Raw genomic sequence first — 20,092 nt, 5'->3', positions numbered from 1 at the left:
CGGCCTACGGATGCCTGCAGCGGTTGATTTGTAGGCCCGATAAGCGCAGCGCATCAGGCACTTAACTAATCCTCATCAAACCCCGAATTAAACAGCGCAATCACGGCTGCCAGGGCCTCAACTTCTTGCGGACCCGTGGCTTCGACTTCTATCTGGCGTCCTTTGGCGGAATCCAGCATCAACAGAGCGATAACGCTGTTTGCCTCGGCTTCCGTTCCTTCATCATTACGCAGCAGAACTTCTGCTTCAAAACCCTGCATTAGCTCAAACAGTTTCATTGCCGGCCGGGCATGCATGCCCAGCTTATTCGTGATTTCAACAGTTTGCTTCACGGTCATGATTTGCGTTTTTCCAGCGTACGATGGCGTGACTGCACGTTTTTACCGCGTGAGCGGAAGTAGTCTGCCAGTTGCTCTGCAATATACACCGAACGGTGTTTCCCGCCGGTACAGCCGATGGCTACAGTGAGGTAGCTGCGGTTGTTGGTCTCCAGCATGGGTAACCATAGCTCAAGGTAGCTGCGAGTCTGGTAGATAAAATTGTGTACTTCTGTGTGTCTGTCCAGAAAGGCTGCGACGGGCCTGTCCAGACCGGTCATCGGACGTAGCTTTGGATCCCAGTGCGGGTTAGGCAGGAAGCGGACATCAAAGACGTAATCCGCATCGATAGGGATTCCGTGTTTAAAGCCAAAGGATTCAAATACCATCGTCAGTTCACGTTCACGTTTGCCCAGCAGTCGGGTACGTAACATTTCCGCCAGCTCGTGCACAGACATTTCAGAGGTGTCTACGATCAGGTCAGCGCGCGAACGCAACGGCTCCAGTAAATCGCTTTCTTTATCGATAGCGCTTTCCAGGGATAAATTCTTGCTGGACAGTGGGTGTAAACGGCGTGTATCGCTGTAGCGGCGAATCAGCGTGTTACGGTCGGCATCAAGGAACAGCAGTTGCGGTGAGAAGCCTTCAGGCAGGTTACTCATTGCCTGCTCAAAAATCTCCGGGGACTCGGGCATATTGCGCACATCAATGCTGACAGCCGCAGATATCTGGCGATCGGCGAGGGTTCGAGCCAGTTCGGGCAACAACACGACGGGAAGGTTATCCACGCAGTAAAAACCCATATCTTCCAGAGCGCGCAGGGCGACAGACTTACCTGACCCTGAACGACCGCTGACGATCATCAGTACCATGTACTGTTTCTCCTCACAACGACAGAAAAAGATGCCATTGGGTTGTTATGCTTCATCCTGTCCACCTTCAGTGTCAGTGATGATTTGATACAACTCCTGGTCACTCTGCGCGGCGCGCAGGCGACGACAGATGGTTTTATCTGCCAGACGTTTTGCGACCAGTGACAACGTATGCAAATGCGTTTTGGTTTGGTCCGCCGGGACCAGCAGGGCGAAAAGCAGATCGACTGGCTGATTATCAATGGCATCGAACGCGATTGGCGTTTCAAGTTGAACAAATACACCAACCGCACGCAGGGTGTCCTCTTCCAGCTTTCCATGCGGAATGGCAATACCATTGCCAATACCGGTACTGCCCATTTTTTCACGCGTCAGAATGGCTTCAAATACCACCTGAGGAGGCAAACTAAGTTGTTTTGCCGCCAGTTCACTGATGATTTCCAGTGCGCGTTTCTTGCTTTGGCAGTGAACGGCCGCGCGTGTACATTCCTGGTTAAGAACATTGCTCAGTTGTAGAGTCGTATCGTTATTTGTCATAATTTCACCTAAGCGCTAACTGTACAAATGGCCCGTTGTGTTTCACAACAGGCCGTCCTGCACCCGCTAACTGCCCGGACAAGTTAGTGCTGTTTCAGTTTATCTTTATGTTTTGTTAACTGCCGAGCCAGTTTATCAATTAAACCGTCAATGGCGGCGTACATATCCTGACCTTCCGCGCTGGCATGAATTTCGCCACCGTTTACATGCAGTGTTGCATCCGAGATGTGTGTCACCTTCTCCACTTTCAACACAATATAGACCTGATTAATCCGGTCGAAATATTGTTCAAGCTTGGCGAACTTTGTGGTGACAAAGTCGCGCAGGGCCTCAGTGATTTCGACGTTGTTTCCAGTGATGTTGAGCTGCATAGTGTCTTCCTTATCGGTTGGGTCAAACCAGCTGTTTGCGCTGGTTAGACGGCGGAATGGATAAAGACTCTCGGTACTTCGCAACGGTGCGGCGCGCCACCATGATACCTTGTTCTGACAGCATAGAGGTTAACTTGCTGTCACTCAGCGGTTTCGCAGGGTTCTCCGCAGCAATTAATTTCTTCACCAGTGCGCGGATTGCTGTGGAAGAGGCTTCGCCTCCACCTTCAGTGTTGACGTGACTGGAGAAAAAATACTTCAATTCAAAAATGCCGCGTGGACTGTGCAGATACTTTTGCGTGGTCACTCGGGAAATGGTCGATTCATGCATCTCGACGGCCTGGGCGATATCTGCCAGAACCATCGGTTTCATATACTCTTCGCCTTGCTCAAAGAAGGCCTGTTGTTGCTCAACGATACAGCGGCTTACGCGCAATAGCGTGTCATTACGGCTTTCCAGACTTTTAATCAGCCATTTCGCATCCTGAAGGTTGCTACGAATAAACTGGCTGTCAGCATCATTGCGCGCGTTATTGCACAGAGCGGCGTAGTGTTGGTTAATCTGTAAACGCGGAATGCTGTCACTGTTGAGTTCTACTACCCAGCGATCGTTATGCTTACGCACCAGCACATCCGGGATCACGTACTCTGGTTCACCGGTCTGGATAGACTGTCCGGGTCTTGGGTCAAGCGACTGGATAAGATTGACGGCTTCTTTCAGCACATCTTCTTTCAGTCGGGTTACGCGCATCAGCGTACGGAAGTCGTGGTTGGCGAGCAGATCAAGGTGATCGCTGATGATCAGACGTGCTTCTTCCAGCCATGGTGTGGCTTTGTCAAACTGCGAAAGCTGGATCAGTAAGCAATCGCGGAGATCTTTTGCCGCCACGCCAACGGGATCAAACCGCTGAACGCGTTTAAGCACGGCTTCGATTTCATCGATACCGACGTCGTCATCGCCCATGCTGTCGAGAATGTCGTCCAGCGTGACGGTGAGATAGCCTGTTTCGTCGACTGCATCCACAATTGACGTGGCAATAGCACGATCGGTGTCTGAGAATGGAGTCAGTTCCACCTGCCACATCAGGTAATCTTGCAGCGATTGCGTGGTTTCACCCTGATACACAGGCAGCTCGTCATCGATGTAATCCCCGCTGGTGCCAGACGGCGTACCTGCGGTGTAAATCTCATCCCAACTTGCATCCAGCGGTAGCTCTTCCGGCATCTCTTTTTGTTCGAGTGCGTCAGCCGTATCGAGGGATTCGCTATCCTGCTTTTCCTGGGTATCAATTTCGTCGTGAAGATCGGTTTGCTCGAGCAGTGGGTTACTTTCCAGCGCTTGCTGAAGTTCTTGCTGAAGTTCCAGCGTGGACAACTGCAACAGACGGATAGCCTGTTGTAGCTGAGGCGTCATCGCCAGTTGTTGGCTAAGCCTGAGTTGCAAACCTTGCTTCATGTTCAGAGTTGTTGTCTCCTGCGGTGACGTGAAGTCTACTACCCTATCAGAGTCTGAAGTCTTCCCCAAGGTATACGCGTTTTACGTGCTCGTCCTGCAGGATTTCTGTCGGCGTACCGTGTGCGATCAGATGTCCCTGGCTCACAATGTAGGCGCGCTCACAAACAGCCAGCGTTTCGCGCACGTTATGGTCGGTAATCAGCACGCCAAGCCCGCTGTCGCGCAGGTGTTCAATAATACGTTTGATATCAATAACGGAAATGGGGTCAACACCGGCAAAGGGTTCATCCAACAGGATAAATTTTGGATTAGCGGCCAGTGCGCGAGCGATCTCCACACGGCGGCGTTCCCCACCGGAGAGTGCCTGTCCAAGGCTGTCACGCAGATGTTCGATATGGAATTCTTCCATCAGCTCATTGGCGCGATCTTCACGTTGCTCGCTGGAGAGATCATCACGAATTTGCAGAACCGCCATCAGGTTATCAAATACACTCAGGCGACGAAAAATAGAGGCTTCCTGCGGTAAGTACCCGATACCGCGACGGGCACGCGCATGCAGGGGTAACAGACTGATATCTTCGTCATCAATGATAATGTTGCCAGCATCGCGCGGCACAATACCGACTACCATGTAAAAGGTTGTTGTTTTGCCCGCACCGTTAGGGCCGAGCAGACCGACGATCTCCCCGGAGTTGACGGTCAGGCTGACATCTTCCACCACACGACGGCCTTTGTAGGCTTTTGCAAGATTCTTTGCAGTTAATGTTGCCATAACGAATCAGTTACCTTTTTTCTCTGCCGGAGTCTTGGTCTTGTTTTTGTCCTGCAATTGCGACGGAACCAGAACGGTGGTGACGCGTTTGCCTTTCTCACTGAAGGCCTGCATTTTCTGTTCTTTTACCAGATAGGTGATCTTATCGCCCGTGATGTTGCTATCGAGCTGTTCCAGATAAGCCTTACCGGTAAGGACGACAAAATCTTTTGCCAGCTCATAGTGCATCTGTGAGGCGCGGCCTTTAACCGGTTTACCATTGTCCTGCATCTGGTAAAAGGTCGCCGGATTGCCATAACCATCAATCACTTCTTTACCGTCTTCACCGCCCGGACGAGTGACGACGACCTTATCGGCATTAATTTTGATCGTGCCCTGCGTCACGATGACATTGCCGGTAAACGTCACCACGTTGCCCTGCATATCCAGAGACTGCTGGTCCGATTCAATGTGAATCGGCTGCTCGGTATCGCCAGTGACGGCAAATGCCGGAATGCTGGCGGCCAGAAGTGAGCTGGCAAGCACAAGATTAAGGCTGAGTTTGTTTGTTTTGGATTTCATATGAGGTTCTAACCTTTTCAATCAGCTCGGCGTTCTTGCTGCGTAAGTTGCCGCGCATCTTCAGTCCGCTGGAGTTAAATGTTGTTCCATACAACGTGACCAGATCATCGGAAGTGACATCTTGCGTCACAAGGTTGATCTGCGCGTTATCGGTAGTAATTCTGCGTAGTTGAGAGTCAGGCACCAGCGCGTTAACCTCAACATGGCCATACAGGTACAGCATCCGATCGTTGGTCAATTTGGCCTTATCGGCTTTGATAGACCAGGTCGGTACTTTGTCCTTATCAAATGTGGTTAACACCGGTTGGGTGAACCACGAAACTGCTTGATCTGAATAATATTCAACGTGTTGCGCGATCAAATGGTAGCTCAGCGCGCCCTCAGGGCTGTACACGACGGTGTCGGTATGCTCGCTCTTATAGGTTGGCTCGTTGTTATTTACGACAACCTGAGTCGTGTCGTCTTTGTCTGCCAGGTTAATACCAATCATCACAAGGACAGCCAGCGACAGTAGAATGATAACCCAACGTCTGGTTTTGCTCATATCGATTGCCCTTTGGCCTCATCCAGTTTGCCCTGCGCCAGGAGTAATAAGTCGCAGACTTCGCGAACTGCGCCGCGCCCCCCGTCGATACGGGTGACGTAATCGGCCCGCGGGATCAGCAACGGATGAGCATCCGCTACCGCTATGCTTAATCCCACTTTTGCCATCACCGGCCAGTCGATCAGGTCATCGCCAACATACGCCACATTCTCAGGCGCGATCGCCAGTTTGCTAAGCAGATCGCCAAAGGCAACCAGTTTGTCCGACTGCCCCTGATACAGATGTGTGATCCCTAATGTGGCACAGCGATCTTCTACAAGTTTAGCCTTTCGTCCGGTAATAATGGCAACCTCAATACCGGAAGTGAGCGCACAACGAATGCCGTAGCCATCGCGGACGTTAAACGCCTTCAGCTCTTCACCGTTGTTGCCCATATAAATCAGACCATCAGACAGTACGCCATCCACATCAAGGATCAGCAGACGGATGTTTTCTGCCCTGGTGATGACGTCAGTGCTGACGGGTCCATAACAGGTCGCAAGCGACGCACCTGCTTTACTCATTTTCTTTATCCTTGAGTTTCTTACACTACACCTGCACGCAGCAGATCATGCATATGTAACACACCCAGTAACTGGTCGCCATCAGCAACCATAACCGAGGTGATATGGCGGGACTGCATTAAGTTCAGGGCATCAACGGCAAGAATCCCTGGACGCACGCGAATGCCCCCAGGGGTCATCACATCGGCAATGCCTAACTGGCGTACATCAACGCCCATATCGAAGACACGACGTAAATCGCCATCCGTAAAGATGCCGTCAATCTTCATCGCATCATCGCAAATGACGGTCATGCCGAGATTTTTCCGTGTGATCTCCAGTAAGGCGTCACGCAGACTGGCGCTTTTAGTCACATGCGGGATTTCGTCTCCCGTATGCATAATATCGTTAACGCGCAACAAAAGCTTACGCCCCAGTGCGCCACCAGGATGAGATAACGCAAAATCTTCTGCGGTGAAGCCGCGTGCTTTTAGTAACGCAACGGCAAGCGCATCGCCCATGACCAGCGTTGCGGTCGTGCTGCTGGTCGGTGCCAGACCTAATGGGCAGGCTTCTTTGGGCACTTTAACACACAGATGTACATCTGCTGCACGCGCCATACTGCTTTCCGGACGGCCGGTCATGCAGATAAGGGGGACGTGAAGGCGTTTGAGCACCGGGATTAACGCGGCAATCTCATTGGATTCGCCGGAGTTAGAAATGGCGATCACCACGTCCTGCGGTGACACCATACCCAGATCGCCGTGTGCGGCTTCGCCAGGATGCACAAAAAATGAGGGCGTGCCGGTACTGGCAAACGTGGCGGCCATTTTGCGCCCGATATGCCCTGATTTTCCCATTCCCATCACCACGACTTTGCCCGGGCAACTGAAAATCTTTTCACAGGCGAGGGTAAAGTTCTGGTTGATGTACTGATCAAGCTCCGCCAGGCCTTCACGTTCAATTGTCAGGACGTCCTTGCCTGCTTGCTGAAAGTCAAAACCCGGTTGCAACTCTAAGTGCGACATAATGCGTTTCCAGTTATCCAACGAGAAGTGGCGATAACCAATACAGCATCGCCAGCCATATGATAAAACCGCTGGTCAGAAGCGCACCCGCGCCACGACCAATCTGGCGCGGGCGTCGCCAGCAGAGTAATGCAAAAATAACGCTCACCAGCAGCATGACGCTATAGTCACGGATGAAGGCCATCGGGTTGACCTCGCCCGGTGTAATCAGTGCAGGTAACCCAAGAACAATAACAATATTAAAAATGTTCGCGCCGATGATGTTACCGACGGCAATATCGTTTTCACCTTTACGCAAACCTGCAATGGCGGTTGCCAGTTCTGGCAGACTGGTACCAATGGCCACGACCGTCAAACCGATAGTAAGCTCGCTCATGGCAAAGTAATTTGCCAGTACAGTGGCGTTATCAACCACCATACGCGTTGCCATTGGCATAATGATCAGCGCTATCCCCAGCCATAAAAATGCGACAGGCAATCCGCCTTCGCGAGGCAGTTCCGCAACTTGCTCCCGGGTCAGGCTGTCATTGCCCTGACGTTCTGCCAGACGGGCGATTTTAACAATGAATAGCAGCCATAGCACGGCCAGAAGCAGAAGAAAGAGGCCATCACTGCGGCTTAACTGCCCGTCATACAGTACGGACGCGGCCAAAATGCTTACCAGCAACATTAACGGTAATTCACGACGCAGAACATCAGAATGCACGGTAAAAGGATGAATGAGTGCTGACAGGCCTAAAATAAGAAGAATATTGGTGATGTTGGAGCCGATGGCGGTACCGACGGCTAAATCGAGCTGCCCATTCATTGATGCCGCAACAGAGACAATAATCTCAGGTAGGGACGTGCCGATGCTGACGACCGTCATTCCAATAATGATGGGGGGGATACCAAAGGTGCGGCATAAAATGGATGCAGCAAATACCAGACGGTCGGCACCGTAGACCACCAGAAGTAAACCAATTATTAACAGTGCCGTCGCTAAAAGCATCTAAAGTCCTTTCTTCAGGTATACTCGCCGGTCCACTTGAAGGATCTTCTGGAAGCCGTAACGAATTCTTAATTTTGACTTTATGCGGCTAAAAAGTAAAACAAATGCCAGCTTTCGCTAACCAGGACAGCCAATAATCTGTAAATATGTCGAGTTCAGGGCTAAATTGAGCGCCAACTCTTCGATCAACGAGGCAATAGTAAAGGATGAATCAATGGGTCAGTCTGTGGCGAATCTAGTCGATATGCGCGATGTCAGCTTTTCCCGAGGTGACCGCTGCATCTTTGATAATATTTCCCTGACGGTGCCGCGCGGTAAGGTGACGGCGATCATGGGGCCATCTGGCATCGGCAAAACGACGCTGTTACGTCTGATTGGCGGGCAGATCCCGCCAGATAAGGGCGAAATCCTGTTTGACGGCGAAAACGTCCCAGCCATGTCTCGTTCACGTTTGTACACCGTGCGTAAGCGCATGAGTATGCTGTTTCAGTCCGGTGCGCTGTTTACCGACATGAACGTGTTTGACAACGTTGCTTATCCACTGCGTGAGCATACGACGCTGCCCAAGGCGTTGCTCAAGAGCACGGTGATGATGAAGCTGGAGGCCGTCGGCCTGCGTGGTGCGGCAAAACTCATGCCTTCTGAATTATCCGGTGGGATGGCGCGACGTGCGGCATTAGCGCGCGCCATTGCGCTGGAGCCTGATCTCATTATGTTTGATGAACCGTTCGTCGGTCAGGATCCTATCACCATGGGTGTGCTGGTGAAGCTGATTTCAGAGCTGAACAACGCGCTGGGCGTCACCTGCGTGGTGGTCTCTCACGATGTGCCAGAGGTACTGAGTATTGCAGATTACGCCTATATCATGGCTGACAAAAAGATAGTGGCCTACGGTAGTGCTCAGGCACTACAAGAAAATGCCGATCCGCGCGTGCGTCAGTTCCTCGATGGTATCGCCGATGGGCCGGTTCCGTTCCGCTACCCGGCGGGCGATTACCACACCGATTTACTCAAAACAGGGAGTTAAGCCACCCATGTTGTTAAATGCGCTGGCATCACTCGGACATCGAGGGATAAAAACCCTCAGGACGTTCGGGCGAGCCGGATTAATGTTGTTCAATGCGGTAGTCGGCAAGCCGGAGTTTCGCAAACATGCGCCGCTGCTGATCCGCCAGCTCTATAATGTCGGTGTCCTGTCGATGCTGATCATTATCGTTTCTGGCGTGTTCATCGGGATGGTGCTGGGATTGCAGGGATACCTGGTCCTGACAACCTACAGTGCAGAAACCAGTCTCGGTATGCTGGTGGCGCTGTCCTTGCTGCGAGAACTGGGGCCAGTTGTTGCGGCGCTGCTGTTCGCCGGGCGGGCCGGATCGGCGTTAACCGCGGAAATTGGCCTGATGCGGGCAACCGAGCAACTTTCCAGCCTGGAAATGATGGCGGTTGACCCTCTGCGTCGAGTGGTCTCTCCGCGTTTTTGGGCGGGTGTCATTTCATTGCCGCTGCTGACGATTATTTTTGTCGCGGTTGGGATCTGGGGTGGTTCGCTGGTAGGCGTTAGCTGGAAGGGGATTGATGCAGGCTTTTTCTGGTCGGCTATGCAAAATGCCGTCGACTGGCGTCTGGATCTGGTCAACTGTTTGATTAAGAGCGTGGTGTTCGCCATTACGGTCACATGGATTGCATTGTTCAATGGTTATGATGCGATTCCGACCTCTGCCGGAATTAGCCGGGCTACGACACGCACCGTTGTGCACGCATCTCTTGCCGTTCTGGGGCTGGATTTTGTGCTGACCGCACTGATGTTTGGGAATTGAGTTCATGCAAACGAAAAAAAATGAAATTTGGGTCGGGGTATTCCTGCTGGTTGCGCTGCTGGCGGCGTTATTTGTCTGCCTGAAAGCGGCTAATGTGACCTCCATGCGTACTGAACCAACCTACACGGTTTATGCGACCTTTGATAATATCGGCGGCCTGAGAGAGCGCTCTCCAGTGCGGATAGGTGGGGTTGTTGTGGGGCGAGTTTCGGATATCTCGTTAGATCCCAAAACATACCTGCCACGCGTAACGCTGGACATCGAATCGCGCTTTAACCATATCCCGGACACCAGCTCGCTGAGCATCCGCACCTCTGGTCTGCTGGGTGAGCAGTACCTGGCATTAAACGTGGGTTTTGAAGATCCTGAGCTGGGAACGTCTATCCTCAAAGATGGCAGTACGATTCAGGACACTAAATCCGCGATGGTGCTGGAGGATATGATTGGTCAATTCCTCTACAACAGTAACAGTAAAGGTGATGACAATAAGAATTCTGGCGATGCGCCAGCCGCAACTGAAGGCAATAATGAAGCCACTACGCCTGCGGGCGCAACGAAATAATCTCAGGAGAATCGACGTATGTTTAAACGATTGATGATGGTGGCTATGCTGGTCATTGCTCCACTTAGCGTGGCAACCGCAGCGGACCAGACAAACCCGTATAAACTGATGAATGAGGCGGCGCAGAAAACTTTCGATCGTCTGAAAAACGAACAGCCGAAGATCCGTTCTAACCCGGATTATCTGCGTGATGTTGTCGACCAGGAACTGCTGCCGTATGTGCAAGTGAAATATGCGGGGGCGCTGGTTTTAGGGCGCTACTACAAAGAAGCTACGCCTGCGCAGCGTGACGCTTATTTCGCCGCGTTTCGTGAATACCTGAAGCAAGCCTACGGTCAGGCGCTGGCGATGTACCACGGTCAGACCTATCAGATCGCACCGGAACAACCGCTGGGTGATGCGACCATCGTGCCTATCCGCGTGACGATTATCGATCCAAACGGTCGTCCTCCGGTGCGCCTGGATTTCCAGTGGCGTAAAAACTCCCAAACCGGTCACTGGCAAGCGTATGACATGATCGCCGAAGGCGTCAGTATGATCACGACTAAACAGAATGAGTGGAGCGACCTGCTGCGCACGAAAGGTATTGATGGCCTGACTGCACAGCTGAAATCTATCTCTCAGCAGAAAATCACTCTGGAAGAGAAGAAATAATGACGCAGTCACTCACCTGGACGCGTGAAGGTGACAAACTGACGCTCGCGGGAGAGCTGGATCAGGACGTGTTAAATCCGTTATGGGATGCACGTGTTGAGGCGATGAAAGGGGTAACCTGCATCGATCTGAGCCAGGTCTCCCGGGTTGATACCGGTGGTCTGGCATTGCTGTTGCATCTGGTTGACCAGGGCAAGCAACAGGGAAATCGCGTTTCGCTTACCGGTGTTAACGATAAGGTTTATACCCTGGCACAGCTTTACAATTTGCCTGACGACGTCCTTCCGCGTTAATTTTTCCAGGCTGGATAAGGCCTTGTGCCTTCATTCAGCACCTCCATCACAGGGGATCTGCCGCCAAAGCCTTGTCTGATTTATCAGCGAGGCTTTTTGCTTATTTATGACAGCGCCACTTTGCTCTAAGATGTTGGGCTGTTTTCACTATCTGACGAATGAAGAACCCATGGAAAATAATGAAATTCAGAGCGTGCTGATGAACGCACTCTCCCTCCAGGAAGTCCACGTTTCTGGTGACGGCAGTCACTTTCAGGTTATTGCCGTGGGTGAGATGTTTGACGGCATGAGCCGGGTCAAGAAGCAGCAATCGGTCTATGGTCCATTGATGGAGTATATTGCGGATAACCGCATTCATGCTGTGTCGATTAAAGCGTTTACCCCAGCGGAATGGGCGCGTGATCGCAAACTTAACGGTTTTTGAGCTACGGGTGTGATGCCGGTAGCGAAGATGAATTCTTAACAGAGAACAGAATAATGGATAAATTCCGTGTTCAGGGGCCAACGAAGCTCCAGGGCGAAGTCACTATTTCAGGCGCTAAAAACGCCGCACTGCCGATCCTTTTTGCGGCGCTGCTGGCTGAAGAACCTGTAGAAATTCAAAACGTCCCGAAACTGAAGGACGTCGATACCTCCATGAAGTTGCTGAGCCAGTTGGGGGCGAAAGTAGAGCGTAATGGGTCTGTGCACATTGATGCGCGTGACGTTAACGTCTTCTGTGCACCGTACGATCTGGTGAAAACCATGCGTGCGTCCATCTGGGCATTAGGGCCGTTGGTGGCTCGTTTTGGTCAGGGTCAGGTGTCATTGCCGGGCGGCTGCACAATTGGTGCGCGTCCGGTTGACCTGCACATTACCGGCCTCGAGCAGTTAGGTGCCACCATCAAGCTGGAAGAAGGCTATGTGAAGGCGTCCGTTGAGGGCCGTTTGAAAGGCGCACACATTGTCATGGACAAAGTGAGTGTCGGTGCAACGGTCACCATTATGTGCGCGGCAACGCTTGCAGAAGGCACCACCATCATCGAAAACGCCGCCCGCGAACCGGAAATTGTGGATACCGCTAATTTCCTGATTGCGCTCGGTGCGAAGATCACAGGGCAGGGTACCGATCGTATTACCATTGAAGGCGTTGAACGTCTCGGTGGCGGTGTGTATCGCGTTCTGCCAGACCGTATTGAAACCGGGACGTTCCTGGTGGCGGCGGCGATTTCTCGCGGAAAAATCATCTGCCGTAATGCACAACCAGACACACTGGATGCTGTTCTGGCGAAGCTGCGTGATGCCGGTGCGGATATCGAAGTCGGTGAAGACTGGATTAGCCTCGACATGCACGGCAAACGTCCTAAAGCAGTTAACGTGCGCACTGCGCCACATCCGGCTTTCCCGACTGACATGCAGGCCCAGTTCACACTGTTGAACCTGGTGGCCGAAGGTACTGGCTTCATTACGGAAACCGTGTTTGAAAATCGCTTTATGCACGTGCCTGAACTGAGCCGTATGGGTGCTCACGCGGAGATCGAAAGCAATACTGTGATTTGTCACGGCGTTGAAACGCTCTCCGGTGCACAGGTAATGGCGACCGATCTGCGTGCGTCCGCAAGTTTGGTATTAGCGGGATGTATCGCTGAAGGCACAACGGTCGTTGACCGTATTTATCACATCGATCGCGGCTATGAGCGCATCGAGGATAAATTGCGTGCGCTGGGCGCAAACATTGAGCGCATTAAAGGCGAGTAATCGCCAACGCGTCTTGTAACCCCCAGGATCGTTGATCCGGGGGTTGCTGCTTTACCGTTACTCAATATTCTCTTTTGCTTTCCGTACTCTCATCATTCGCGTTCTGTCGATGAATTCATGCGTCCTGGCGTCATGGTAGCGTGACGGCCAAATTACCCACGGGTCTGTTCCCAGTGCTTTCGCGATAATCAATTCACCTTTCGGCCACGGTCGGGTTAACGTATTTGCCAGCGTTGATGAACTTAAGCCATTCTTACGTGACTCAGCGGCCATTGACGTACCTTTTTTGCGTAGCCCCGCGATGATGTCAGCCGGATGCCAGTCAATGAATTTGCTTTCCATAGTTCCACATCTCCTTTGGTTAACCTGTTAGGTTTCACAATCAGCCTGTGGAGTTACTATACGCTCTGAGAACGAATGCTCTAAAATGTTCTCGTAAGGTTCTTATATATTCAGAATATGCCAAAATTATGCGAGTGACCTGGCTGTTTTGTGGAGTCTATTGGAGTTTATAAGCGCATCCCGTGTGCTGCACGGGATGCTGGAAAGCGAGGCGAGGAGAGGAAAATTAACGGTCGCGCTGTACGGCGATATGCGCCAGGCCAATCAGGGCTTCTTTCCACGGAGTATCTGGAAGTACCTGAAGTGCCGCGATGGCTTTATCAGCCTCTTCTTCTGCGCGTTGACGGGTCCATTCCAGTGACCCGCAAGCGTTCATCGCCGCCAGAACCGGCTCCAGAAGGTGGCGACCATTCCCTTGCTCAATCGCCTGGCGAATCATTTGCGCCTGCTCAGGGGTGCCGTGGCGCATCGCATGCAGCAACGGTAGCGTAGGTTTACCTTCGTTGAGGTCATCACCCACGTTTTTACCCAACTGTTCGCCATCTGCGCTGTAATCCAGTAAATCGTCGATAAGCTGGAAAGCCGTTCCGAGGTAGCGACCATAATCCTGTAAGCCTTTCTCTTGCTCATCGCTACAACCTGCAAGGATACCTGAACATTGGGCCGCGGCTTCAAACAGACGCGCCGTCTTGCTGTAGATAACACGCATATAGTTTTCTTCGGTGATATCCGGGTCGTTGACGTTCATTAACTGAAGGACTTCGCCTTCAGCAATGACGTTGACCGCTTTAGACATCACTTCCAGCACTTTCAGGGAGCCGAGGCTGGTCATCATCTGAAAGGCGCGGGTATAGATAAAATCGCCGACCAGAACGCTGGCAGCATTGCCAAACGCTGCGTTTGCCGTGGCTTTCCCACGGCGCATGTCGGATTCATCCACAACATCGTCATGAAGCAGGGTTGCGGTGTGGATAAACTCGATTAAGGCAGCGATCGTGACATGGGCATTTTCCTGATAACCAACGGCACGCGCCGCGAGTACGGCGATCATTGGGCGAATGCGTTTTCCGCCGCCGCTCACGATGTAGTACCCCAATTGATTGATCAACTGGACGTCGGAATTGAGCTGTTCAAGGATTGTCGCATTGACACCCGCCATATCTTGCGCGGTTAACTCATTGATTTTTTCTAAATTCATCGCAAAAGCCGGGCTTCTCGCCCCGATTACCTCACTATTTGAGAAGGTAACGTCGGGTTTAGGGTTAGAAATATATGTTGATTGTACTGAAAAAACGCCGCAGATAAACGTTACGGTACACGTTGTGTTTTTTTTCTTCATGTATTGACGGTAGCACTTGTCAAAGGCTCGCGTTTTGCGTAATATTCGCGCCCTATTGTGAATATTTATAGCGCACTCTGAATCATCAAAAAGGTGTGCGCGGAAGCGGAGTTTTTTATGTACGCGGTTTTCCAAAGTGGTGGTAAACAACACCGAGTAAGCGAAGGTCAGACCGTTCGCCTGGAAAAGCTGGACATCGCAACTGGCGAATCTGTTGAGTTCGCTGAAGTTCTGATGATCGCAAACGGTGAAGAAGTCAAAATCGGCGTTCCTTTCGTTGATGGCGGCGTTATCAAAGCTGAAGTCGTTGCTCACGGTCGTGGCGAGAAAGTTAAAATTGTTAAGTTTCGTCGTCGTAAACACTACCGTAAGCAGCAGGGCCATCGTCAGTGGTTCACTGATGTGAAAATCACTGGCATCAGCGCTTAAGTTAAGGGGAGCAGATTAAATGGCACATAAAAAGGCTGGCGGCTCGACTCGTAACGGTCGCGATTCAGAAGCTAAACGTCTGGGCGTAAAACGCTTCGGCGGTGAAACAGTTCTGGCTGGTAGCATCATCGTTCGTCAACGTGGTACTAAATTCCACGCTGGCTCCAACGTTGGTTGCGGCAAAGACCACACTCTGTTTGCTAAAGCAGACGGTAAAGTGAAATTTGAAGTGAAAGGCCCGAAAAACCGTAAATTCATCAGCATTGTTGCTGAATAAGTTTTTCGCGTCCCGGTAACGGATAAAAGCCCCGCAACACGTTGCGGGGCTTTTTACATTCGACGACCGGTAAATACGCTCGTCGCGCCGTGATAACCCGGAAACGAGCCCTTGCAGGGAATACGGCATGAAGCAGCAGGCAGGTATTGGTATTCTTTTAGCACTCACGACAGCTGTCTGTTGGGGGGCTTTACCAATAGCGATGAAGCAAGTGCTGGAGGTGATGGAACCTCCTACCGTAGTGTTCTACCGTTTTTTAATGGCAAGCATTGGCCTTGGCGCTATTCTTGCGGTTAAAAAAAAGCTCCCGCCATTGCGTATTTTTCGCAAAGCGCGTTGGCTGGTGCTGTTGGCTATTGCCACTGGTGGACTGTTCGGTAACTTCATTCTGTTTAGTTCGTCTTTACAATATTTGAGCCCAACGGCTTCGCAGGTTATCGGTCAACTGTCACCTGTTGGCATGATGATCGCCAGTGTCTTTATCCTGAAGGAAAAGATGCGCGGTACGCAGGTTATTGGTGCCATTATGCTTCTGAGCGGGTTGGTGTTGTTTTTTAATACCAGTCTGATCGAAATTTTTACCCGGCTGACCGATTACACCTGGGGCGTGATCTTTGGTGTCGGTGCCGCGACGGTTTGGGTGTGTTATGGGGTCGCGCAAAAGGTGTTATTGCGCCGCCTGGCATCACCTCAGATCCTGTTTTTACTGTACACTTTATGTACGATAGCGTTGTTGCCGCTGGCTAAACCCGGTGTAATAGCGCAACTCAGCGACTGGCAGCTTGCCTGCCTCGTGTTCTGCGGCCTGAATACACTGGTAGGATACGGTGCCCTTGCGGAAGCAATGGCTCGCTGGCAGGCGGCACAGGTGAGCGCCATAATTACGCTCACTCCGCTGTTTACGTTGTTATTTTCAGATTTATTATCACTGGCCTGGCCCGATTTCTTCGCCAGACCGATGCTAAACCTTTTAGGTTATCTCGGTGCGTTTATCGTGGTTGCGGGCGCGATGTATTCCGCCATTGGTCATCGAATTTGGGGCGGTTTACGTAAGCATGAAACGGTGGTTTCGCAGCCCCGCTCAGGCGAATGATTTACGGAGAGTAAAATGAAGTTTGTTGATGAAGCATCGATTCTGGTCGTTGCAGGCGATGGCGGTAACGGTTGTGTCAGCTTCCGCCGCGAAAAATACATCCCCAAAGGCGGTCCGGACGGTGGTGACGGTGGTGATGGCGGTGACGTCTGGCTGGAAGCCGACGAAAACCTGAACACGCTGATTGATTACCGTTTTGAAAAATCATTCCGTGCGGAACGTGGTCAGAATGGCGCAAGCCGTGATTGCACCGGCAAGCGTGGTAAAGACGTTACCATCAAAGTGCCAGTAGGGACACGGGTTATCGACCAGGGTACGGGCGAAACGATGGGCGACATGACCAAACACGGTCAGCGTCTGATGGTCGCTAAAGGTGGCTGGCACGGCCTGGGTAACACCCGTTTTAAATCGTCGGTCAACCGTACCCCGCGTCAGAAAACGATGGGTACACCTGGCGATAAACGTGACCTGATGCTGGAGCTGATGCTGTTAGCCGATGTCGGTATGCTGGGTATGCCAAACGCGGGTAAATCGACGTTTATCCGCGCGGTATCTGCGGCGAAACCGAAAGTGGCGGATTATCCATTCACCACGCTGGTACCGAGCCTCGGCGTTGTGCGTATGGACAACGAAAAGAGCTTCGTGGTTGCTGATATCCCGGGTCTGATTGAAGGCGCTGCTGAAGGCGCTGGTCTTGGTATTCGCTTCCTGAAGCACCTGGAACGTTGCCGCGTGCTGCTGCACCTCATTGATATCGATCCGATTGACGGTTCCGATCCGGTAGAAAATGCCCGTATTATTATTGGCGAACTGGAAAAATACAGTCAGGATCTGGCGTCTAAACCTCGCTGGTTAGTGTTCAACAAAATTGATTTGATGGACAAAGCTGAAGCGGAAGAAAAAGCGAAAGCGATCGCGCAAGCGCTGGGCTGGGAAGGTAAATATTACCTGATCTCTGCCGCCAGCCAGCTGGGTGTGAAGGATCTTTGCTGGGATGTGATGACCTTTATCATTGAGAACCCAATCGTTCAGGCTGAAGAAGCGAAACAGCCGGAGAAAGTTGAGTTCATGTGGGATGATTATCACCGTCAGCAGCTCGCTGAAGTCGAAGACGAAGCGGAAGATGACTGGGATGATGATTGGGACGAAGACGACGAAGAAGGCGTTGAGTTCATTTACAAGCGTTAATCCCAACCAAAACCCCGGCCATGTTGCCGGGGTTTTGGTTTCCAGGGTGCGCTGTAGGCCGGATAAGGCGCGTTTGTGCCGTCATCCGGCAAACATACTCAGTTATTCTGGTATATATCTTTGTACAACCGACTCTCGAAGCGCACCAGCGGAATACGGCGGTTACGCTGGTCTGCAGGCTCTACCGCATAGCCAGACAGGTACTGCACGAAGGCCATGCGTTGCCCGCTGGCGGTGGTGATGAACCCCGCGAGGTTGTACACCCCTTGCAGTGAGCCTGTTTTCGCGGAAACCTTGCCATCAACACCAGCCTGATGCAGGCCTGCACGGTATTGCAGAGAGCCGTCGTGGCCTGCCAGCGGCAGCATCGTAATAAAGTTCAGCTCATTGTCATGCTGCGCGATGTATTGCAGCACCTGCATCATGGTGGCGGGGGCAATCAGGTTATGGCGGGAGAGGCCAGAGCCATCGGCAATAATCGTATTGCCGATATCGACGCCCGCCTGCTGACGCAGGATCTGGCGTACGGCATCGGAACCTGCCCGCCAGGTGCCCGGTACGTTAAATCGCGCATGGCCAATCATGCGAAAAACGGTATCGGCAATCATGTTGTCTGATTTTTTCAGCATAATCTTAAGCAGATCATGCAACGGTGCTGATTGTTTGCTGGCGACTACGGTACCCGGTTCGTTGACCTGAGTCTGACGCAGCAGCGTACCGCTGTAGGTAATACCCGCTTGTTTTAGCTCATCTTTAAGAATGGCTCCGGCATAACTGGCACCGTCCTGAATAGCAAACGCCAGTGGCAGAGGTTCGGCGCGCTGCGGCAGACAGCCGGTTAACGTGAAGCGGTTTAAATCGCCGGGTACCACGTCCAGTTCACAATATTGCGCTTCCGCGGAGCCGCGCGCGAGGGTGCGGACCTGGCTGAACATAGTTACCGGGTAGTATGACGCTACGCGAATAAAGGCAAGATCGTTGGGTTTTTGTGCACTGTAAAGCGATACCGAGAAGCAATTTCGGTCGACAATCGCCGCTGCTGGCGGAGCGCTAAAACATTGCGTCATGTCGTTCCAGGGCCAGCCGGGCGCTTTATCATGGCTGGCAAAAATGGAGGTATCGATCAGGACATTTCCGGCAATTTGCGTCACCCCTGATTTTTTCAGAGTTGCTACCATATTGCGAATATCCTGACGTTTTAACGTCGGATCGGCACCAAATCTTGCAACTAAGTTACCTTTCAATATCCCATTTTCTACGTTGCCTTTTGTCTCAAGCGTCGTGGTGAAACGGAAATCAGGTCCGAGTTGAATCAATGCCGCCAGAGCGGTGATCACTTTCTGGGTACTGGCCGGGAGTGCCATCTGCTGGCTATGGTAATCAATCGCGGGCGCAGGCGCGCCAACCTTCTGTACCATAAGGGCGAGGTTGGCCCCGGCAGGAAGCTGGTTGATGTACTCGTCGACATTCGCAGCCTGAACGCTGAACGCTATACTGGCAGTTAATCCAATGGCAAATCTGGGAAATCGCATAATCTCGCGCTAACAACCTGGAATCAGGCCGTCATACTACGGCGCAACGCCCTAAAAAGTAAACGATGACCCATAGGGAACTCCAGGGTAAAATGAACATCAAATAGAGAATTGTAGCTGACCTGGGACCTCGTGCCCCGGGTCGGTATTTTTTTGCTTCTGACTCTGGCATGGCGTATGCCAGGGTGGGCTTAGCAGCCGGGGTGAGGACAATCACCCCCTACAGGAATGTTCAAGAGGTATAACAAATGCAAGCTATCCCGATGACCTTACGTGGTGCTGAAAAACTGCGCGAAGAGCTGGATTTTCTCAAATCTGTGCGCCGCCCTGAAATTATTGCCGCGATCGCGGAAGCGCGTGAACACGGTGACCTGAAAGAGAACGCGGAGTATCACGCGGCTCGTGAACAGCAGGGATTCTGCGAAGGTCGCATTAAAGATATCGAAGCCAAACTGTCTAACGCGCAGGTTATTGACGTCACTAAAATGCCAAATAACGGCCGCGTTGTGTTCGGTGCGACGGTTACCGTTCTGAATCTTGATAACGATGAAGAGCAGACCTGGCGCATTGTGGGCGATGATGAGGCTGATTTTAAACAAAACCTGATTTCGGTGAACTCACCTATTGCTCGTGGCCTGATTGGTAAAGAGCAGGATGATGTGGTGGTTATCAAAACGCCGGGCGGTGAAGTTGAGTATGAAGTGACGAAGGTCGAATACCTGTAAGAATTTCCCAATACACACATCATACTGCACGCGGCATGTGCGTTGGCTGTGCTCGAATTATTTAGTGTATCTGTAAGATGTTGATGTATTGTAAAGAAAGGAAAAAGGCCGCA

Annotated in this window: 26 protein-coding genes; 12 read left to right on the top strand and 14 right to left on the bottom strand. The window is 51.8% G+C overall.

Translation table 11 applies throughout. The annotated features are described in order from the left end of the window. Positions 1 to 65 precede the first annotated feature (65 nt). The 11 genes from npr to ACLJXE_RS10575 form a co-directional block, all read right to left on the bottom strand. Positions 66 to 338, bottom strand: coding sequence for a PTS phosphocarrier protein NPr (gene npr / locus ACLJXE_RS10625; RefSeq protein WP_003828770.1), 273 nt, complete (start codon positions 336 to 338; stop codon positions 66 to 68). Beyond that, positions 335 to 1,189: an RNase adapter RapZ gene (rapZ, locus tag ACLJXE_RS10620; protein WP_048213428.1), complete on the bottom strand. Its 855-nt coding sequence runs from the start codon at positions 1,187 to 1,189 to the stop codon at positions 335 to 337. The genes npr and rapZ overlap by 4 nt, the downstream gene beginning before the upstream one ends. Positions 1,190 to 1,234: 45 nt before the next feature. Continuing rightward, on the bottom strand, positions 1,235 to 1,726 hold the full coding sequence (gene ptsN, locus ACLJXE_RS10615; protein ID WP_048213427.1) for a PTS IIA-like nitrogen regulatory protein PtsN: 492 nt from the start codon (positions 1,724 to 1,726) through the stop codon (positions 1,235 to 1,237). Positions 1,727 to 1,809: 83 nt separating this feature from the next. Beyond that, a complete protein-coding gene (hpf, locus tag ACLJXE_RS10610; RefSeq protein ID WP_005121327.1) occupies positions 1,810 to 2,097 on the bottom strand; it encodes a ribosome hibernation promoting factor in 288 nt (95 codons plus the stop codon). A gap of 22 nt (positions 2,098 to 2,119) precedes the next feature. Further along, on the bottom strand, positions 2,120 to 3,553 hold the full coding sequence (rpoN, locus tag ACLJXE_RS10605) for an RNA polymerase factor sigma-54 (RefSeq protein WP_410750818.1): 1,434 nt from the start codon (positions 3,551 to 3,553) through the stop codon (positions 2,120 to 2,122). 46 nt (positions 3,554 to 3,599) lie between these two features. Beyond that, on the bottom strand, positions 3,600 to 4,325 hold the full coding sequence (gene lptB / locus ACLJXE_RS10600) for an LPS export ABC transporter ATP-binding protein (protein WP_048213425.1): 726 nt from the start codon (positions 4,323 to 4,325) through the stop codon (positions 3,600 to 3,602). A gap of 6 nt (positions 4,326 to 4,331) precedes the next feature. Further along, complete coding sequence (lptA, locus tag ACLJXE_RS10595) at positions 4,332 to 4,886, bottom strand: lipopolysaccharide ABC transporter substrate-binding protein LptA (protein ID WP_286629380.1); 555 nt, start codon at positions 4,884 to 4,886, stop codon at positions 4,332 to 4,334. After that, complete coding sequence (lptC, locus tag ACLJXE_RS10590) at positions 4,855 to 5,430, bottom strand: LPS export ABC transporter periplasmic protein LptC (protein WP_410750817.1); 576 nt, start codon at positions 5,428 to 5,430, stop codon at positions 4,855 to 4,857. Before lptC ends, lptA begins: the two co-directional genes overlap by 32 nt. Continuing rightward, on the bottom strand, positions 5,427 to 5,993 hold the full coding sequence (kdsC, locus tag ACLJXE_RS10585) for a 3-deoxy-manno-octulosonate-8-phosphatase KdsC (protein ID WP_286629381.1): 567 nt from the start codon (positions 5,991 to 5,993) through the stop codon (positions 5,427 to 5,429). Before kdsC ends, lptC begins: the two co-directional genes overlap by 4 nt. A 20-nt stretch (positions 5,994 to 6,013) precedes the next feature. Beyond that, complete coding sequence (gene kdsD / locus ACLJXE_RS10580) at positions 6,014 to 7,000, bottom strand: arabinose-5-phosphate isomerase KdsD (RefSeq protein ID WP_410750816.1); 987 nt, start codon at positions 6,998 to 7,000, stop codon at positions 6,014 to 6,016. Between the two features lie 13 nt (positions 7,001 to 7,013). Beyond that, positions 7,014 to 7,991 carry a calcium/sodium antiporter gene (locus tag ACLJXE_RS10575; protein WP_271440746.1) on the bottom strand — a complete coding sequence of 326 codons (978 nt, stop codon included), beginning with the start codon at positions 7,989 to 7,991 and terminating at the stop codon, positions 7,014 to 7,016. A gap of 214 nt (positions 7,992 to 8,205) precedes the next feature. Here ACLJXE_RS10575 and mlaF point away from each other — a divergent pair, with 214 nt between their 5' ends. The 7 genes from mlaF to murA all read left to right on the top strand — a co-directional run bounded on the left by mlaF (position 8,206) and on the right by murA (position 13,054). Then, positions 8,206 to 9,018, top strand: a complete 813-nt coding sequence (gene mlaF / locus ACLJXE_RS10570; protein WP_048213420.1) for a phospholipid ABC transporter ATP-binding protein MlaF — start codon at positions 8,206 to 8,208, stop codon at positions 9,016 to 9,018. A gap of 7 nt (positions 9,019 to 9,025) precedes the next feature. Next, positions 9,026 to 9,808, top strand: a complete 783-nt coding sequence (mlaE, locus tag ACLJXE_RS10565) for a lipid asymmetry maintenance ABC transporter permease subunit MlaE (RefSeq protein WP_048213419.1) — start codon at positions 9,026 to 9,028, stop codon at positions 9,806 to 9,808. A 4-nt stretch (positions 9,809 to 9,812) separates the two neighbouring features. After that, positions 9,813 to 10,370 carry an outer membrane lipid asymmetry maintenance protein MlaD gene (gene mlaD / locus ACLJXE_RS10560; RefSeq protein WP_048213507.1) on the top strand — a complete coding sequence of 186 codons (558 nt, stop codon included), beginning with the start codon at positions 9,813 to 9,815 and terminating at the stop codon, positions 10,368 to 10,370. Between the two features lie 18 nt (positions 10,371 to 10,388). Beyond that, a complete protein-coding gene (gene mlaC, locus ACLJXE_RS10555; RefSeq protein WP_286629382.1) occupies positions 10,389 to 11,024 on the top strand; it encodes a phospholipid-binding protein MlaC in 636 nt (211 codons plus the stop codon). Next, a complete protein-coding gene (gene mlaB, locus ACLJXE_RS10550; RefSeq protein ID WP_271449024.1) occupies positions 11,024 to 11,317 on the top strand; it encodes a lipid asymmetry maintenance protein MlaB in 294 nt (97 codons plus the stop codon). Before mlaC ends, mlaB begins: the two co-directional genes overlap by 1 nt. Positions 11,318 to 11,486: 169 nt before the next feature. After that, on the top strand, positions 11,487 to 11,741 hold the full coding sequence (ibaG, locus tag ACLJXE_RS10545) for a BolA family iron metabolism protein IbaG (RefSeq protein WP_005121314.1): 255 nt from the start codon (positions 11,487 to 11,489) through the stop codon (positions 11,739 to 11,741). Between the two features lie 53 nt (positions 11,742 to 11,794). Next, positions 11,795 to 13,054: a UDP-N-acetylglucosamine 1-carboxyvinyltransferase gene (gene murA / locus ACLJXE_RS10540; RefSeq protein WP_040234132.1), complete on the top strand. Its 1,260-nt coding sequence runs from the start codon at positions 11,795 to 11,797 to the stop codon at positions 13,052 to 13,054. A gap of 57 nt (positions 13,055 to 13,111) precedes the next feature. Here murA and sfsB read toward each other — a convergent pair whose 3' ends face one another. Both sfsB and ispB read right to left on the bottom strand, forming a co-directional pair. Continuing rightward, positions 13,112 to 13,396 (bottom strand): DNA-binding transcriptional regulator SfsB, encoded by a 285-nt coding sequence (sfsB, locus tag ACLJXE_RS10535; protein WP_410750815.1) that lies wholly within the window; start codon positions 13,394 to 13,396, stop codon positions 13,112 to 13,114. 226 nt (positions 13,397 to 13,622) lie between these two features. After that, complete coding sequence (gene ispB, locus ACLJXE_RS10530; protein WP_410750814.1) at positions 13,623 to 14,594, bottom strand: octaprenyl diphosphate synthase; 972 nt, start codon at positions 14,592 to 14,594, stop codon at positions 13,623 to 13,625. 258 nt (positions 14,595 to 14,852) lie between these two features. Here ispB and rplU point away from each other — a divergent pair, with 258 nt between their 5' ends. The 4 genes from rplU to cgtA all read left to right on the top strand — a co-directional run bounded on the left by rplU (position 14,853) and on the right by cgtA (position 17,722). Then, a complete protein-coding gene (rplU, locus tag ACLJXE_RS10525; RefSeq protein ID WP_003025032.1) occupies positions 14,853 to 15,164 on the top strand; it encodes a 50S ribosomal protein L21 in 312 nt (103 codons plus the stop codon). A 19-nt stretch (positions 15,165 to 15,183) separates the two neighbouring features. After that, positions 15,184 to 15,441, top strand: coding sequence for a 50S ribosomal protein L27 (rpmA, locus tag ACLJXE_RS10520; RefSeq protein WP_003025030.1), 258 nt, complete (start codon positions 15,184 to 15,186; stop codon positions 15,439 to 15,441). Between the two features lie 127 nt (positions 15,442 to 15,568). Further along, positions 15,569 to 16,534: a DMT family transporter gene (locus tag ACLJXE_RS10515; RefSeq protein WP_410750813.1), complete on the top strand. Its 966-nt coding sequence runs from the start codon at positions 15,569 to 15,571 to the stop codon at positions 16,532 to 16,534. A gap of 15 nt (positions 16,535 to 16,549) precedes the next feature. Continuing rightward, the gene (gene cgtA, locus ACLJXE_RS10510; protein WP_286629386.1) at positions 16,550 to 17,722 is read left to right on the top strand and encodes an Obg family GTPase CgtA; all 1,173 of its coding nucleotides are present in this window, start codon (positions 16,550 to 16,552) and stop codon (positions 17,720 to 17,722) included. A 98-nt stretch (positions 17,723 to 17,820) separates the two neighbouring features. On the opposite strand, the gene dacB is transcribed toward cgtA, so the two are convergent. Beyond that, a complete protein-coding gene (gene dacB, locus ACLJXE_RS10505) occupies positions 17,821 to 19,254 on the bottom strand; it encodes a serine-type D-Ala-D-Ala carboxypeptidase (protein ID WP_410750812.1) in 1,434 nt (477 codons plus the stop codon). Positions 19,255 to 19,502: 248 nt separating this feature from the next. Between dacB and greA the strand changes: the two genes are divergently transcribed. Then, positions 19,503 to 19,979, top strand: coding sequence for a transcription elongation factor GreA (gene greA / locus ACLJXE_RS10500; protein WP_003025019.1), 477 nt, complete (start codon positions 19,503 to 19,505; stop codon positions 19,977 to 19,979). The last annotated feature ends 113 nt before the right edge of the window (positions 19,980 to 20,092 follow it).

The organism is Citrobacter sp. U14242 (assembly GCF_046555775.1).
Lineage (GTDB): Bacteria > Pseudomonadota > Gammaproteobacteria > Enterobacterales > Enterobacteriaceae > Citrobacter.
This window is presented reverse-complemented; position numbering and strand designations above follow the sequence as displayed.